The organism is Thermoanaerobacterium calidifontis (genome assembly GCF_055381745.1).
On sequence record NZ_AP042436.1, the window covers coordinates 923,763 to 937,340 of the forward strand.

Genomic DNA, 13,578 nt, shown 5'->3' on the forward strand with positions numbered 1-13,578 from the left:
AAACTTTTTACATAGAAAGGACTGATGATGATGAAGTTCGTAATCATTGGAAACGGAATTGCTGCACTTCAAGCTGCTGAAAATATCAGAAAGAACGATGGTGAATCAAAGATTACGATGATCTCAAGGGAAAAATACAACACGTATTACAGGGTGAAATTGTCACATTTACTTGGCCAACAATTTGATTTGGGAAAATTATATGTAAAGCCTGATCAATGGTATGAAGATAACAATATAGACGTTTTGCTTAAGAGAAATGTGCTATCGGTAGATACAGATAAAAAAATTGTGAAGTTGGATGACGGCAGCATTTTAACATATGATGTTCTCATAGTCGCATCTGGAAGTCATAGTTTTGTTCCACCAGTTAAAGGAAACGATAAAAAAGGTGTTTACGCAGTGAGAAGCCTTGACGATGTGGAAAAATTAAACGAGTATATAAATGGCAAAAAACGAGGTGTAGTAGTGGGAGGTGGATTGTTAGGACTTGAAGCGGCCTGGTCATTAAGGCAAACTGGTTACGACATGACAGTTATAGAATTTTTTCCAAGGCTGCTACCTAAACAGTCTGACGAAGAAGGATCGAGGATTATTGAAAAGATCATTGAGAATAGCGGTATAAATCTTGTATTAGGTGCAGAAGTAGAGGAGATAATTGGTGATCCAGTTGACGGTGTTATGCTTAAAAATGGAATTAAAATTGATGCCGATTTTGTGATATTTTCAGCAGGCGTAAGGCCAAACTTGGATGCAATTAAGGATTCAGGCATTAAAATCAATAAAGGAATTGTAGTTGATGATTTTATGAAGACAAATGTTGACGATGTATATGCAGCAGGTGATGTCGCTGAGCACAACGGCAAAATATATGGCCTCTGGACTGTCGCTTTGGCTCAAGGAAGGACGGCAGGCTTAAACGCTGTTGGTATTAAGACGGTATACAAAGAAGTACCTCCGTCAAGCACTTTGAAGGTAACTGGTGTGGATGTTTTTTCATCGGGAGATATTTTTGATGAAGCTGCTGTATCCTACAGATATAAAGATGGAAATACTTATTATAAATTGTTTGCAAAAGAAAATAAATTAATAGGAGCAATTCTCATAGGCGATATAAGCTATTCTACAAAAGTAAAGAAAGCTATTGATTCTGGGCTTGATTTAAAAGAATTTTTAATTTCATCAAAAGATGCCAAGGAGATATTAGAAAAAATATAATACTTGGAAATCCAAGTATTATAAGGTTTTTTTGTTAAGCTTGAGTTTATTGAATAGAAGTGGTGCTCCAATTGAAATCCATAACCCTCCAATGAAATATCTAAATGCATTGAAAATTTCTGTATAAGGCAGCAAATATTTTAAAGTGCTTAATATCACAGCAAAAATTGACAAACCAATTATCAATTTTGCTATTTGACCTTTAATCGTATTATTTACGGTGAATTTAAAGTAATGTTGGTCAATAAAATATCCTATCATTGTACCAGATGATAATGCCATGTATTCGAAGTTTTCATTGTATGGAAACAAAATTATCAATCCTAAAGGCACAATTAGCGAAAGAATTATCTTATATATAAGCTTTATATCATACTTGCCTTCGATTATTATACTGTCTACAAGTTCCGCGACTATTATCACTAACAAAGCGATTAAAATTCCACCAACTATATCGACAGGCCAGTGAACGCCAAGGTACAACCGCGATATGGAGACTAATATTATTGCAGCTACGCCTAAAATTTTTGTGATTTTCTTATTGTATTTAAACATCATTGTGCCCCAAAACGTAGTTGTACCTTGTGCATGGCCACTGGGAAATGAATATCCGCCAGCGGATTGTGTGAAAATCGATCTGATACCAGGGTATCCAATTGGCCTTTGAACCATTGTTACGTTTTTTATTACTGTATTGACGTATATAGATGACAAAAGCACTAACCCTAATTTAAGCCCAAATCTTTTATCAATGCACCAATAAAATAAAGGCAGTGCTAAAAAATAAAATAATGAGCTTCCCATCATTGTTATACATATAAAAAAATAATCTAAAATTGGATTTGATATAAGCTGAATATCCTTTATTATGGCTGCTTGCATTTTATCACCTCGATATATATATTCTACAAGTTTGTAAATCTTCCTTCAACATCAAGTGAGTAGTTTATAAAATTTTTTAAAATCATCTTTGTCGAAAATTATTTTCTTTTAGAAAGAAGGATTTTTAAAATTTATAAAGAATAATAATATATAGGTGGTGTTAAAGTGAAAGCTGAAAAGATATTTTTGAGAGATGTGGAAAAGAGGGACAAAAAGTCATTTTCTATATGGCTTAAAGATGTTGATGTAGTGAAATTTTTGATAGACATGTTTAAGGTGTCAAGAAAAAGTGAAAATGTATTGAATATTCCCTTCGGGAAAAACAGAAAAATATTTATACTGCAAACAAATGAAGGAGAAAATATAGGTTTTTGTGGACTTTACAATATCAACTGGCAGCTTAAAAGATGCAGCATGTATGTTTACATCGACGATTGTGAAAATGTAAGCGATGATGTTATTAGCGATGCTATGAATTCTATAGTAAAAAGCATAGCTCTTTTGAAGAAATTCAGGATATTAGAAGTTCACGCTAAAGCTGATATCTTGAAAAAATATATAGAAAAAATGAACGATGGTAAAAAGTGCGATAATGAGTTTGTTTTTGAAATAGGATTAAACGGTAAAATTGTGTGAAGGCCTTGAAGGCCTTTATTTACTTTTTGTCAAATAAATAATATAATACAATACAAGCGATATTTATTTAAGAGGTGCTTTTATGAACATACCGAATACATTGACGTTGATTAGATTTGTACTTATACCTGTTTTTGTTTACAGTTTTTTTTACATATACAATGGAAATGTTTATGCCGCAGCAGTATTCTTGATATCTGGACTTACTGATGTGCTTGATGGGTATATTGCTCGCCATTACAACCAGATAACGAAAGTAGGTATATTGATGGATCCATTGGCGGATAAGTTGATGATTATAACTGTTCTGTTTAGCCTTTGGATCAAGGGAATAATACCATTCTTCATTATTTTGATTGTAATTATAAAAGAAGTGACAATGATAATAGGTGCATTTATTTTGTACAAAAGAAAAGATATTACAATACCTGCTAATAGATTTGGAAAAACTGCAACACTTCTTTTTTATGTAGCTATAATTTTTTCAATATTTGATTGGCCTTATGGTCTTACACTTATGATAATAGCCTTGCTATTGGCACTTGTAGCCTTTTTTATTTATTCAATAGAATTTAGGCTTTACAATAAAAAGCAATGAGACAAATCTAACTCGAAAGTTTTGTTTTTCGAGTTTTTTGTGTTATATTTTTCTGAGGGGGTATGGCTATGAAACTGGAAGAAAAATACGAAAATTTAAAGAAGTACATAGAGAAACTTGGAAGTGCTGTCGTAGCTTTTTCAGGGGGAGTTGATAGCACTTTTCTTGCAAAAGTCTGTTATGATGTGCTTAATGATAGATGTGTAGCTGTTACTGCTACATCTTCTACATATCCGCAAAGAGAATTTAAAGAAGCGCAGGAATTGGCAAAAGAAATTGGTATAAGGCATAGAGTCATAAGGTCTGAGGAGCTGGAGATAGAGGGATTTTCAAAAAATCCTATAGACAGGTGCTATTATTGTAAAAGTGAACTATTTTCAAAGTTAAAGAATGTGGCAGAAGAAGAAGGCATTGAGCATGTTTTGGATGGTACAAATTATGATGACACAGGAGATTTCAGGCCAGGAAGACGAGCTGCAAGGGAATTAGGCGTGAAAAGCCCTTTATTAGAGTGTGGATTTACAAAAAACGATATAAGAGAGATGTCTAAAATTTTAGGGCTTCCAACATGGAACAAACCTGCTTATGCATGCCTTTCATCTCGTTTTCCTTATGGAGAAGAAATAACAGATGAAAAATTGTCAATGGTGGATAAAGCAGAAGAATATCTTTTAAAATTAGGCTTTGTTGGTTTTAGAGTAAGACATCATGGGGATATTGCCAGAATAGAGCTTGATCCAAGACAGATTGACATGATGTTGGATGAGTCTGTGAGAAAAAATGTAGTTTCAAAATTGAAAGAGATAGGCTTTAAATATGTAGCACTGGATCTTGAAGGATATAGAACTGGAAGCATGAATGAAGCTGTGGCGGAGCTGATAAATGATGTACGATAATTACATAAAAGATGTACTTGAGAAATATGATAATGGTTTGATTAAGCTGGAAGATGCCGTTGAGGCATTAAAAAAACTTCCTTACGAGGATTTGGGTTTTGCAAAGATAGATTACAATAGAGAAGTAAGGCGTGGATACCCTGAAGTTATATACTGTGAAGGAAAAACTCCTGAACAAGTGAGAGAAATAGCAGTAAGAATGTATGAAAAAGGCAGCAATGTATTAGGTACAAGAGCATCTTTAGATCATTTTGAGGCAGTAAAGGAAGTATGTGATAAAGCTGTTTATTACGATGTAGCAAGGATAATATCAATTAGAACAGATGAGGTAAAAAAGACAAAGGGTGTAATAGGAGTTGTTGCAGCAGGCACATCAGATCTTCCTGTGGCGGAAGAAGCGGCTGTAACTGCTGAACTTATGGGTAATTCCGTAAAACGTATATATGATGTAGGTGTGGCTGGAATACACAGATTGATAAGCAAAATTGATGAACTAAGGAGCTTTAGAGTCATAATATGTATTGCAGGTATGGAAGGTGCTTTGCCTACAGTTGTAGGCGGACTTGTTGCATGTCCAATCATTGCAGTGCCGACAAGTGTTGGATATGGCGCTAATTTTCACGGGCTTTCGGCGCTTCTCGCTATGCTTAACTCATGTTCCAGTGGTGTCAGCGTAGTCAACATTGACAATGGGTTTGGCGCAGCGTATTCTGCAAGTCTAATAAATAAGATAGGAGAGTAGCTATTATGAAGCTTTTGTACTTTGATTGTTTTGCGGGAATTTCAGGCGATATGACAATTTCCTCTCTTTTAGGACATGGCATAGATGTAGATAAATTTAAAGAGGAGCTTAATAAGCTTTCATTAAGCGGATACAGCTTAAAAATTGGAACAACTACGAAGAATGGGATAACTGCAAATACCTTTAAAGTGGACTTTGATGAAGGACATCACCATCACAGGACTATGAAGGACATTGAAGACATAATAAATGGCAGTTTGCTAAATGATGATGTAAAAGGGATGAGCCTTAAAATATTTCGCAATTTAGCAGATGCTGAGGGAAAAATCCATGGCTTGCCGCCTCATGAAGTTCACTTTCATGAAGTAGGAGCAGTAGATTCCATCATTGATATAGTTGGGACATCTGTGCTTGTAGACATGATAAGACCTGATAAAATCATCTTTTCGAAGCTGCCTTTAGGGTCTGGGTTTGTGAAAAGCCAGCATGGCTTGATACCTGTTCCGGCACCAGCTACGGCAGAATTGTTAAAAGGCATACCTGTCTACGACAACGGAGTATGTGGTGAGCTTGTGACGCCTACAGGTGCGGCAATAGCTAAAACATTGGCTCATGAGTTTGGAGCGATACCGGAATGTGAATTTGAATCTATAGGATACGGCGCAGGACATAAAGATTTTGAAGTGCCAAACGTATTAAGGACGATTGTAGGTACTGTAGAACTAAAAAAAAAGTAGAAAACATTTATATCCTTGAGACAAATATCGATGACATGAGTCCGGAGTATTATCAGTACATATTTGATAGGCTTCTAAAAAACGGAGCGTTGGATGTCTACATTACTCCAATATTTATGAAAAAACAAAGACCTGCTAATATGCTTTCTGTGCTTTGCAAGGAAGAAAATTTAGAGAACTTAAGAAAAGTAATTTTCGAAGAAACATCTACATTTGGCTTAAGGCAGTATAAAGTTGATAGATATGCTCTTGATAGAGATTTTAAAGTCATTAGGACTCCATTTGGAGATGTAAGAGTCAAAATGGGTTATCTGAATGGCAAATTTTTAAAATCTCATATCGAGTCAGATGACGTAAAAAAAATAGCTGAAAAAACAGGCCTTTCTGTGCAGGCTGTTTTAAATGTTTTGCGTCAATATGATGGCACATAAAAACTGAAAGTGCTACCTTTCAGCTTTTATGTGTTTTTTTTAATATTGGCATCAATTTTAACGCCAAGTATGAAGATAGTAAAACTTTTATGAAATCACCTGGTATGTAAGGCAGTGCACCTAATAGAACTGCTTTTTTTAAATTTAATTGTGCTACAATGCTTAATTGCAGAACTCCCAAAAGATAGACTATCACTATGCCACCGATTATATTAGAAATAATCAGCTTTAAAAAGCTTATCTTTTCAGTTTTTAATATTGTAGATGTGACAAATGATGCGATTGGCATAGCCAATAAATATCCACCTGTCGGACCTAAGAGTATTCCTATACCACCGTGAAATCCTGCAAAAACAGGTATTCCTATTGCACCGAGTGCAAGATAGATAGCCATGCTTAAAAAAGCTGTTATTGGGTCCAAAAGGCTTCCAGACAACATTAATGCCAGTGTTTGACCTGTTATTGGCACAGGCGAAAAAGGAAGTGGTATGCTTATGAAGCTTAGTACTACAGTGATTGATGCAAACATAGATGATAATGTCAATTTTTTTAAATGGTAGTTCAAAAGATTCACCTCCAACGTAATTTATCTGTATTATACAAAATACGGCACTTATTTGTCAACTAAATATTTCGATATGGTTGACAAATAAGTGATATTGACAATTTGTAAGTTAATGTATATATTAATATTAATAAAATATTTTGCTATGATAGTGAGGAGTAAGTGTACCAGATAAAAGAGATGGATTCCCAAGGCTGAAAGGTTTCCTTATTGTTGAGTACATTGAAGGTAGCACTGGAGCAAGTAGGCTGAAACATAAGTAGGCTTAAACGGGTATGCCCGATACAGCTTAAGTTATAAAATAAGGTGGTACCGCGGAAAACCTTCGCCCTTTTGGGAAAGGTTTTTTTATTTTATCAAAACATAAAATCGAAAGGAGATAAAGATGGAAATTTCTAAGACGTACAATCCTAAAGAATTTGAGGATAGAATATACAAAGAATGGATGGAAAAAGGTTATTTTACGCCAAAGATTGATTTAAACAAGAAGCCATTTACTATTGTAATACCACCTCCAAATATCACAGGGCAATTGCACATGGGTCACGCTTTAGACAATACGATGCAGGACATAATAATCAGGTGGAAAAGAATGCAGGGCTTTGTCACTTTATGGATACCAGGCTCAGACCATGCCAGCATCGCTACAGAAGTTAAAGTTCTCGACCAAATCAGAGAAGAAACAGGGCTTACCAAAAGAGATATAGGGAGAGAAAAATTTTTAGAGAGAGCATGGCAATGGAAGGAAAAGTATGAAAACAGGATTTTAGATCAGCTTAAAAAATTAGGCTCTTCATGCGATTGGACGAGAAAGAGGTTTACAATGGATGAAGCGCTGTCGAAAGCCGTAAGAGAAGTCTTTGTTTCCCTTTACGAGAAAGGTCTTATTTATCGTGGCGACAGAATAATAAACTGGTGCCCCAGTTGCAAAACTGCATTGTCAGATGCGGAAGTAGAGCATGAAGATGAGTCAGGACATCTTTGGTACATAAAGTATCCTGTAAAAGGTGAAGAGGGATACATAACAATAGCTACTACAAGGCCTGAGACAATGTTAGGAGATGTGGCGGTAGCTGTCAATCCGAATGATGAAAGGTACAAACAGTTTATAGGCAAAGTTCTTATACTGCCAATTGTCGAGAGGGAAATTCCGGTCGTAGGGGATGATTACGTAGATCCTACATTTGGAACAGGAGCTGTAAAAGTTACTCCTGCGCATGATCCAAATGATTTTGAAATAGGAATGAGACATGGCCTTGATTTCATAAATATAATGAATGAAGACGCATCAATAAATGAAAATGGTGGAGAATACTCTGGACTGGATAGATATGAGGCGCGAAAGAAGATAGTCGAAAAGCTAAAAGATATGGGACTTTTGGTAAAGATAGAAGATCTAAATCATAGCGTAGGCCATTGTTATAGATGCCACACAACGGTTGAGCCATTTTTATCGAAGCAGTGGTTTGTCAAGATGGAACCACTTGCAAAGCCAGCACTTGAAGCTGTAAGGACAGGTAAAATAGAATTCATACCTGAAAGATTTGAAAAGATATATTTTAATTGGCTGGAAAACATCAAAGATTGGTGCATATCAAGGCAGTTATGGTGGGGTCATAGGATACCTGCATGGTATTGCGATGATTGTGGGCATGTGAATGTTTCTAAAAACGATCCTGTATGTTGCGAAAAATGCGGTAGCAAAAACATACATCAAGATGAAGACGTGCTTGATACATGGTTTAGTTCAGCATTATGGCCTTTCTCAACTATGGGTTGGCCTGATTATACTGAAGACTTAAAATACTTCTTCCCAACCGATGTGCTGGTGACTGGATATGACATAATATTCTTCTGGGTGGCCAGGATGATTTTCATGAGCTTAGAATTCATGAAAGAGGTGCCTTTCAGACGAGTTTTGATACACGGCCTTGTAAGGGATTCGCAAGGAAGGAAAATGAGCAAATCTTTAGGTAATGGCATTGATCCTCTGGAAATAATAGACAAGTACGGTGCTGATACGTTGAGATTTACGCTTATAACTGGCAATGCTCCAGGAAACGATATGAGATTTAGCGATGATAAAGTGGAAGCCAGTAGAAATTTTGCCAACAAGCTTTGGAATGCATCAAGGTATGTGATGCTTAACCTTACAAGTGACGATACGACGCTTTACTTGGAAAATCTCAACATTGCTGACAAATGGATTTTAACAAGGCTGAATGATGTAATAAAAGAAGTAACAGAAAACTTGGAGAAGTATGAATTAGGGATAGCTGCCGGAAAATTGTACGATTTTCTCTGGAGTGAGTTCTGTGATTGGTATATAGAGCTTAGCAAACCTGTCCTTTATGGCGATGATTTGGAAGCAAAGAAGATAACGAAGTCTGTATTAAGATATGTGCTTGATAATACATTGAGATTGTTGCATCCTTTTATGCCGTTTATAACAGAAGAGATATTTAAAAATATACCACATGAAGGCGATACGATTATGCTTAGCAAATGGCCTGAATACAGAGAAGATTTGATCTTTGAAAAAGAGGCAAAAGATGTTATATTAATAATGGACGCAATAAAGACAATAAGAAATCTAAGGGCAGAGGCTTCTGTAACACCGTCAAAAAAGGCGAGGGTTATAATCAATACAGACAAAGAGGATGTTATAAAAATATTTAAAGATGGAGAGAATTATATTACTAAACTTGCTGGTGCCAGCGAAGTGATGTATATTAAAGATAAAGATATGTTGCCTCAAAAAGCCATGTCAGGGTCAATTGAAGGTGCATTAGTCGTAATGCCTCTTGAAGATTTAATCGATATAAAAGACGAGATAGAAAGGCTTAGATCTGAAAGAGAGAGGGTTTTAAGCGAGATAAAGAGAGCTGAAGGTATGCTTAAAAATGAAAAGTTTATAGGTAAGGCACCAAAGCATGTTGTAGACGCTGAAAGAGAAAAGTACGAAAAATACAGTGAAATGCTTAAAAATCTTGATGAGCGTATTGAGTATTTGATGAAATGATTTTGATGCCTCTAAAGGAGGTAATATGGTGTTTACACTATTCAAAAGGATAGAAAAAAGTCCGACTTTAACAATACGAGAAGCAAATATCAAAGATGCCAAAGGAATAGTGAAACTAATCGAGAGTGTTGGAAAAGAGAAGATATACATGGTCTCAGAAGAGCCGGGATGGACGGAAGAAGAGGAAAGACAGATGATAAAGCGGCTTGATCGTGGGAAAGACTTGATTTTGGTCGCTGATTATGGTGGACAAATAGTTGGTTGCCTTACGCTTTTTAGATATTATGGCGGCAGATCTTCTAAAGTTCAACACGTAGGTGAGATTGGCATAAGCGTAGATGCTAAATACAGGAATATAGGCATTGGTTCGAAGCTATTTGAATACGCTATTGATTGGGCCAAAAAGAGAAGTTATTCAAAGCTGTGTTTAAGTGTATTTAGCTCTAATGCCAATGCCATCCATCTATATCAGAAATACGGCTTTGAAGAAGAAGGACGCAGAAAGAAACAATTTAAAATCGGGAATGAATACGTAGATGAAATAATGATGGGATTATTTTTATAAAACATCCCCAGACAATTGATGTCTTGTCTGGGGTTTTGAATTTCGGAGGATGATAATGTGAAATACAGTGATGCAATAGAATACATTCACAACACTAATAAATTTGGCATAAAATTAGGGCTTGATAACATAAGGCGTCTTCTTGAATACATGGGAAATCCTCAAAAAAATCTTAAATTTATTCATGTAGCAGGTACAAATGGAAAGGGTTCTACATGTGCCTTTATAAATAGCATCTTAATCAATGCTGGATATAAAGTAGGACTTTACACCTCTCCATATTTGGAAGAATTTGAAGAAAGAATGAGGATAAACAATGAAAATATTCCAAAGGATAAATTGACAGATTACGTTGAATATGTAAAAGATGTTGTTGACAGGCTGTTGGCTGACGGGTATCATCATCCGACAGAATTTGAATTGATTACTGCAATTGCATTTAAGTATTTTCGCGATGAAAATGTCGATTTTGTGGTGCTGGAAGTAGGATTAGGTGGACGCTTTGATGCGACTAATGTCATTGACAATTCTTTGGTTTCTGTGATTTCGACAATAGATTATGACCATATGGACAAATTAGGAGATACTTTAGAAAAGATAGCCTATGAGAAAGCTGGAATAATAAAAGAAAATGGAATTGTAGTAAGCTTTTACCAAAAAAATGAAGCGTTGCAAGTGATTAAAAGAGTGGCAAACCTTAAAAAAGCGTCTTTGGATATTTTAGATATCAATGATGTCGAAATAATAGAGTCCAACAGCGAATATCAGATTTTTAATTACAGAGATTATAAAAATCTTAAGATATGTATAATTGGCAAACACCAGATTTACAATGCTTCATTGGCTTTAATGGCTGTAGAAAAACTTAGATCTCAAGGTATAACTATAAGTGAAAATGCTATAAGAGTAGGGCTTGCTGATACAAGATGGCCTGGCAGAATCGAAGTATTAAGCAGATGCCCATTTATTGTGATAGACGGTGCCCACAATCCTCAAGGAATGTCGGTATTAAAAGAAGCTTTAAATCTGTTTTCTTATGAAAGATTGGTGCTTGTCATTGGCATGTTGAAGGACAAAGACACAGACAGAATGCTTAAGTTAATAGTGCCTCTGGCAGATATTGTGATAACGACAAAACCTGTAAGCGACAGAGCTTATACGGCAGAAGAATTAGCTGAAAAAATCAAAGACGTGAATCCATTATATTTTGAAAGCATAGATGATGCTATTAATGAAGCATTGAAAAAAGCCGGTGAAAAAGATTTGATACTTTTTTGCGGTTCACTTTATATGATAGGGCATGTCAGAACATATTTAAAAAAGGTAATAAAATAATAAAGACTATAATATAATATAAAAAACTACAGTCTCTAGAAGGTGGTTGTATGGAATATAACAGTGCAGATCTTTTACAGGAGATAGACAATGCACTAAAGAGGCTTAAAGAAAGCGAATTATACCTTGAAAGGGTGGAGAAAGACAACTACCTTAAAACAAAGCTTGCACAATTAAAATATGATTTTGCAAGGGAAGAATACTTAAGACTTTTGAGAATTGCCAGAGACGAACATATAAAGTACGATATAAAGGACTTATATAAAAAGATCATAGATATTTGATAAGATGAGAATTCAAATTCTTAAATTGTACTTGATATAATAATTTGTTTATGATAAAATTGTAGATGCGTCGGGGCATGGCGCAGAGGTAGCGCGCGCGGTTCGGGACCGTGAGGTCGCAGGTTCAAATCCTGTTGCCCCGACCATTTTTGTGACATTAATGCCTTCTGTGCATATTATAAATTAGCATATGCATGGGGGGATGAACATTGAAAATATTAGTTGCCAACAAAGGCGATGACACCATAAGCTATATAAGCGACAATCACACAAAGTCATTTCTTAAATTGATTAATGATGATTTTATTTATAAGAGTGATAAATTCCACATACCGCAAAAAGGACCCCATAGATTGCTTATTGATAGCAGAAGAAAAGAACTTTATTCTCTAAATGTGTTTGATGATTCGATGAGTATTATTGGCATTGATGACTTTCGATTGCATGATACTGTATATATTGGACCTTCTCCCAACGATGGTATGATTTTAAATAATCGTATATATGTTTTAAATGGTGATGCAGATTGCCTGAGCGTATTTGACATAATGGCAGGTAAGATAGTAGAGCAGGTTAATGTGGGATTTCAGCCACAATCTATAGTATATAGCGAAAAGCATAATAAAATTTTTGTATCAAATACAAATTCTGATTCAATTTCATTGATAGATCCAATTGATCTACATGTAGAAAAAACATTGTCTGTTAAGTCAAAGCCATTTGGAATGTGCTTATCAGACGATGAAAAATTTTTATTCGTGGCAAACTCATATTTAGAGACGGGACTTGATGGTTCAATATCCGTATATGACATAATTAATGATACATTTGCCGATGATATTAAATGTGGGAAATTACCAATATCTGTTGCATTTTTCAAAAAGTATATACTTGTTGTAAATTCATGCTCTAATACCTTGATGAAAATTGATTTGTACACAAAAAAACGTACAGAACTTTTTTGTGGTTATATGCCGGTTTATGTAAGGGTGTTTAAGAATCATGCATTAATAACAGTTTCTGGTGAAAATAAGTTGATTTTAGTGGATATAGAAAATCTCAAAATTGAAAGAAGGATAGAAGTTGGAAAAGAGCCCGATGGTCTCATTTTTGAGGCGTAAGGGCTTTTACAATATAATTATATACGTCATTTGATTTTTGCTTCCAGTTATCACAAACGATCTTTGCTTGTTGTGCATTGACTAAATTTAGATTTATCTCTATAAGGACAATGTCGTTTTCTACAACTTGTAAATTTGCGATGTATTCTCTGTCAGACTTCTTATAGTATGTGGCTACATACTGTGATTCTTGTCTGAATTTTTCCTTATTTATAACTATGTATTCATCTATTTTTTTTCTTGTTTCTTCCTGAATGTGCTTAAAGAATAACTTTAATGCATTTAAACCAAACTCAGTTAATACGTATTTATTTTCCCTAAGATCTACAAAATTGCTTTCTTCTAATTCGTTTAGGTATTGCTGAAGATAGAAATAATTCATAAGGTTGTTATCAGAAATTATTCTGTTTATCTGTTCACCTGTAATAGGCATATCTATTCTATTTAAAATGTACAAAATTATCAATTTGTTTTCTGCTAATTCTTGAATCTCATAACTCAACTTTCACACCTCTCACAACATGTTGTATGCTATTTATATTCTAC

At 35.0% G+C, this 13,578-nt stretch carries 15 protein-coding genes and 1 tRNA gene; 13 read left to right on the forward strand and 3 right to left on the reverse strand.

What is annotated here, in order from left to right:
* Window positions 1-27: 27 nt before the first annotated feature.
* A complete protein-coding gene (locus ACZ42G_RS04560; RefSeq protein ID WP_464851633.1) occupies window positions 28-1,218 on the forward strand; it encodes an NAD(P)/FAD-dependent oxidoreductase in 1,191 nt (396 codons plus the stop codon).
* 18 nt (window positions 1,219-1,236) lie between these two features.
* On the opposite strand, the gene ACZ42G_RS04565 is transcribed toward ACZ42G_RS04560, so the two are convergent.
* Complete coding sequence (locus ACZ42G_RS04565) at window positions 1,237-2,100, reverse strand: phosphatase PAP2 family protein (protein ID WP_464851635.1); 864 nt, start codon at window positions 2,098-2,100, stop codon at window positions 1,237-1,239.
* Window positions 2,101-2,265: 165 nt separating this feature from the next.
* Here ACZ42G_RS04565 and ACZ42G_RS04570 point away from each other — a divergent pair, with 165 nt between their 5' ends.
* The 6 genes from ACZ42G_RS04570 to larC2 all read left to right on the forward strand — a co-directional run bounded on the left by ACZ42G_RS04570 (window position 2,266) and on the right by larC2 (window position 6,140).
* Window positions 2,266-2,736: a hypothetical protein gene (locus tag ACZ42G_RS04570; protein WP_085112981.1), complete on the forward strand. Its 471-nt coding sequence runs from the start codon at window positions 2,266-2,268 to the stop codon at window positions 2,734-2,736.
* 82 nt (window positions 2,737-2,818) lie between these two features.
* Window positions 2,819-3,334 carry a CDP-alcohol phosphatidyltransferase family protein gene (locus tag ACZ42G_RS04575; protein WP_464851637.1) on the forward strand — a complete coding sequence of 172 codons (516 nt, stop codon included), beginning with the start codon at window positions 2,819-2,821 and terminating at the stop codon, window positions 3,332-3,334.
* Between the two features lie 68 nt (window positions 3,335-3,402).
* Window positions 3,403-4,230 carry an ATP-dependent sacrificial sulfur transferase LarE gene (gene larE / locus ACZ42G_RS04580; protein WP_464851639.1) on the forward strand — a complete coding sequence of 276 codons (828 nt, stop codon included), beginning with the start codon at window positions 3,403-3,405 and terminating at the stop codon, window positions 4,228-4,230.
* Window positions 4,217-4,972: a nickel pincer cofactor biosynthesis protein LarB gene (larB, locus tag ACZ42G_RS04585; RefSeq protein WP_464851641.1), complete on the forward strand. Its 756-nt coding sequence runs from the start codon at window positions 4,217-4,219 to the stop codon at window positions 4,970-4,972. Before larE ends, larB begins: the two co-directional genes overlap by 14 nt.
* A 5-nt stretch (window positions 4,973-4,977) precedes the next feature.
* Window positions 4,978-5,709 carry a nickel pincer cofactor biosynthesis protein LarC gene (gene larC, locus ACZ42G_RS04590; protein ID WP_274892557.1) on the forward strand — a complete coding sequence of 244 codons (732 nt, stop codon included), beginning with the start codon at window positions 4,978-4,980 and terminating at the stop codon, window positions 5,707-5,709.
* A gap of 35 nt (window positions 5,710-5,744) precedes the next feature.
* Window positions 5,745-6,140 carry a nickel pincer cofactor biosynthesis protein LarC2 gene (gene larC2, locus ACZ42G_RS04595; protein ID WP_464851643.1) on the forward strand — a complete coding sequence of 132 codons (396 nt, stop codon included), beginning with the start codon at window positions 5,745-5,747 and terminating at the stop codon, window positions 6,138-6,140.
* A 19-nt stretch (window positions 6,141-6,159) separates the two neighbouring features.
* Here larC2 and ACZ42G_RS04600 read toward each other — a convergent pair whose 3' ends face one another.
* Complete coding sequence (locus ACZ42G_RS04600; RefSeq protein WP_464851645.1) at window positions 6,160-6,705, reverse strand: biotin transporter BioY; 546 nt, start codon at window positions 6,703-6,705, stop codon at window positions 6,160-6,162.
* A 385-nt stretch (window positions 6,706-7,090) separates the two neighbouring features.
* Here ACZ42G_RS04600 and ACZ42G_RS04605 point away from each other — a divergent pair, with 385 nt between their 5' ends.
* From ACZ42G_RS04605 to ACZ42G_RS04630, 6 genes are all read left to right on the forward strand, one after another.
* Window positions 7,091-9,727, forward strand: a complete 2,637-nt coding sequence (locus ACZ42G_RS04605) for a valine--tRNA ligase (protein ID WP_464851647.1) — start codon at window positions 7,091-7,093, stop codon at window positions 9,725-9,727.
* 28 nt (window positions 9,728-9,755) lie between these two features.
* Window positions 9,756-10,292: a GNAT family N-acetyltransferase gene (locus ACZ42G_RS04610; RefSeq protein ID WP_085112974.1), complete on the forward strand. Its 537-nt coding sequence runs from the start codon at window positions 9,756-9,758 to the stop codon at window positions 10,290-10,292.
* A 57-nt stretch (window positions 10,293-10,349) separates the two neighbouring features.
* Complete coding sequence (locus ACZ42G_RS04615) at window positions 10,350-11,627, forward strand: bifunctional folylpolyglutamate synthase/dihydrofolate synthase (RefSeq protein ID WP_464851649.1); 1,278 nt, start codon at window positions 10,350-10,352, stop codon at window positions 11,625-11,627.
* Between the two features lie 50 nt (window positions 11,628-11,677).
* Window positions 11,678-11,911, forward strand: coding sequence for a hypothetical protein (locus tag ACZ42G_RS04620; RefSeq protein ID WP_013788445.1), 234 nt, complete (start codon window positions 11,678-11,680; stop codon window positions 11,909-11,911).
* Window positions 11,912-11,982: 71 nt separating this feature from the next.
* Window positions 11,983-12,057: transfer RNA gene (locus tag ACZ42G_RS04625), tRNA-Pro, on the forward strand.
* A 63-nt stretch (window positions 12,058-12,120) separates the two neighbouring features.
* Complete coding sequence (locus ACZ42G_RS04630) at window positions 12,121-13,032, forward strand: YncE family protein (RefSeq protein ID WP_464851652.1); 912 nt, start codon at window positions 12,121-12,123, stop codon at window positions 13,030-13,032.
* Here ACZ42G_RS04630 and ACZ42G_RS04635 read toward each other — a convergent pair.
* Window positions 13,016-13,534 carry a DUF4364 family protein gene (locus tag ACZ42G_RS04635; protein ID WP_274892563.1) on the reverse strand — a complete coding sequence of 173 codons (519 nt, stop codon included), beginning with the start codon at window positions 13,532-13,534 and terminating at the stop codon, window positions 13,016-13,018. The genes ACZ42G_RS04630 and ACZ42G_RS04635 overlap by 17 nt on opposite strands.
* Between the last annotated feature and the right edge of the window lie 44 nt (window positions 13,535-13,578).

What these genes read in the sequence shown, in the direction of transcription:
- ACZ42G_RS04560 (WP_464851633.1), top strand. Translation starts at nt 28, where the DNA reads ATGATGAAGTTCGTAATCATTGGAAACGGAATTGCTGCACTTCAAGCT.
- ACZ42G_RS04565 (WP_464851635.1), bottom strand. Translation starts at nt 2,100, where the DNA reads ATGCAAGCAGCCATAATAAAGGATATTCAGCTTATATCAAATCCAATT.
- ACZ42G_RS04575 (WP_464851637.1), top strand. Translation starts at nt 2,819, where the DNA reads ATGAACATACCGAATACATTGACGTTGATTAGATTTGTACTTATACCT.
- larE (WP_464851639.1), top strand. Translation starts at nt 3,403, where the DNA reads ATGAAACTGGAAGAAAAATACGAAAATTTAAAGAAGTACATAGAGAAA.
- larB (WP_464851641.1), top strand. Translation starts at nt 4,217, where the DNA reads ATGATGTACGATAATTACATAAAAGATGTACTTGAGAAATATGATAAT.
- larC (WP_274892557.1), top strand. Translation starts at nt 4,978, where the DNA reads ATGAAGCTTTTGTACTTTGATTGTTTTGCGGGAATTTCAGGCGATATG.
- larC2 (WP_464851643.1), top strand. Translation starts at nt 5,745, where the DNA reads ATGAGTCCGGAGTATTATCAGTACATATTTGATAGGCTTCTAAAAAAC.
- ACZ42G_RS04605 (WP_464851647.1), top strand. Translation starts at nt 7,091, where the DNA reads ATGGAAATTTCTAAGACGTACAATCCTAAAGAATTTGAGGATAGAATA.
- ACZ42G_RS04620 (WP_013788445.1), top strand. Translation starts at nt 11,678, where the DNA reads ATGGAATATAACAGTGCAGATCTTTTACAGGAGATAGACAATGCACTA.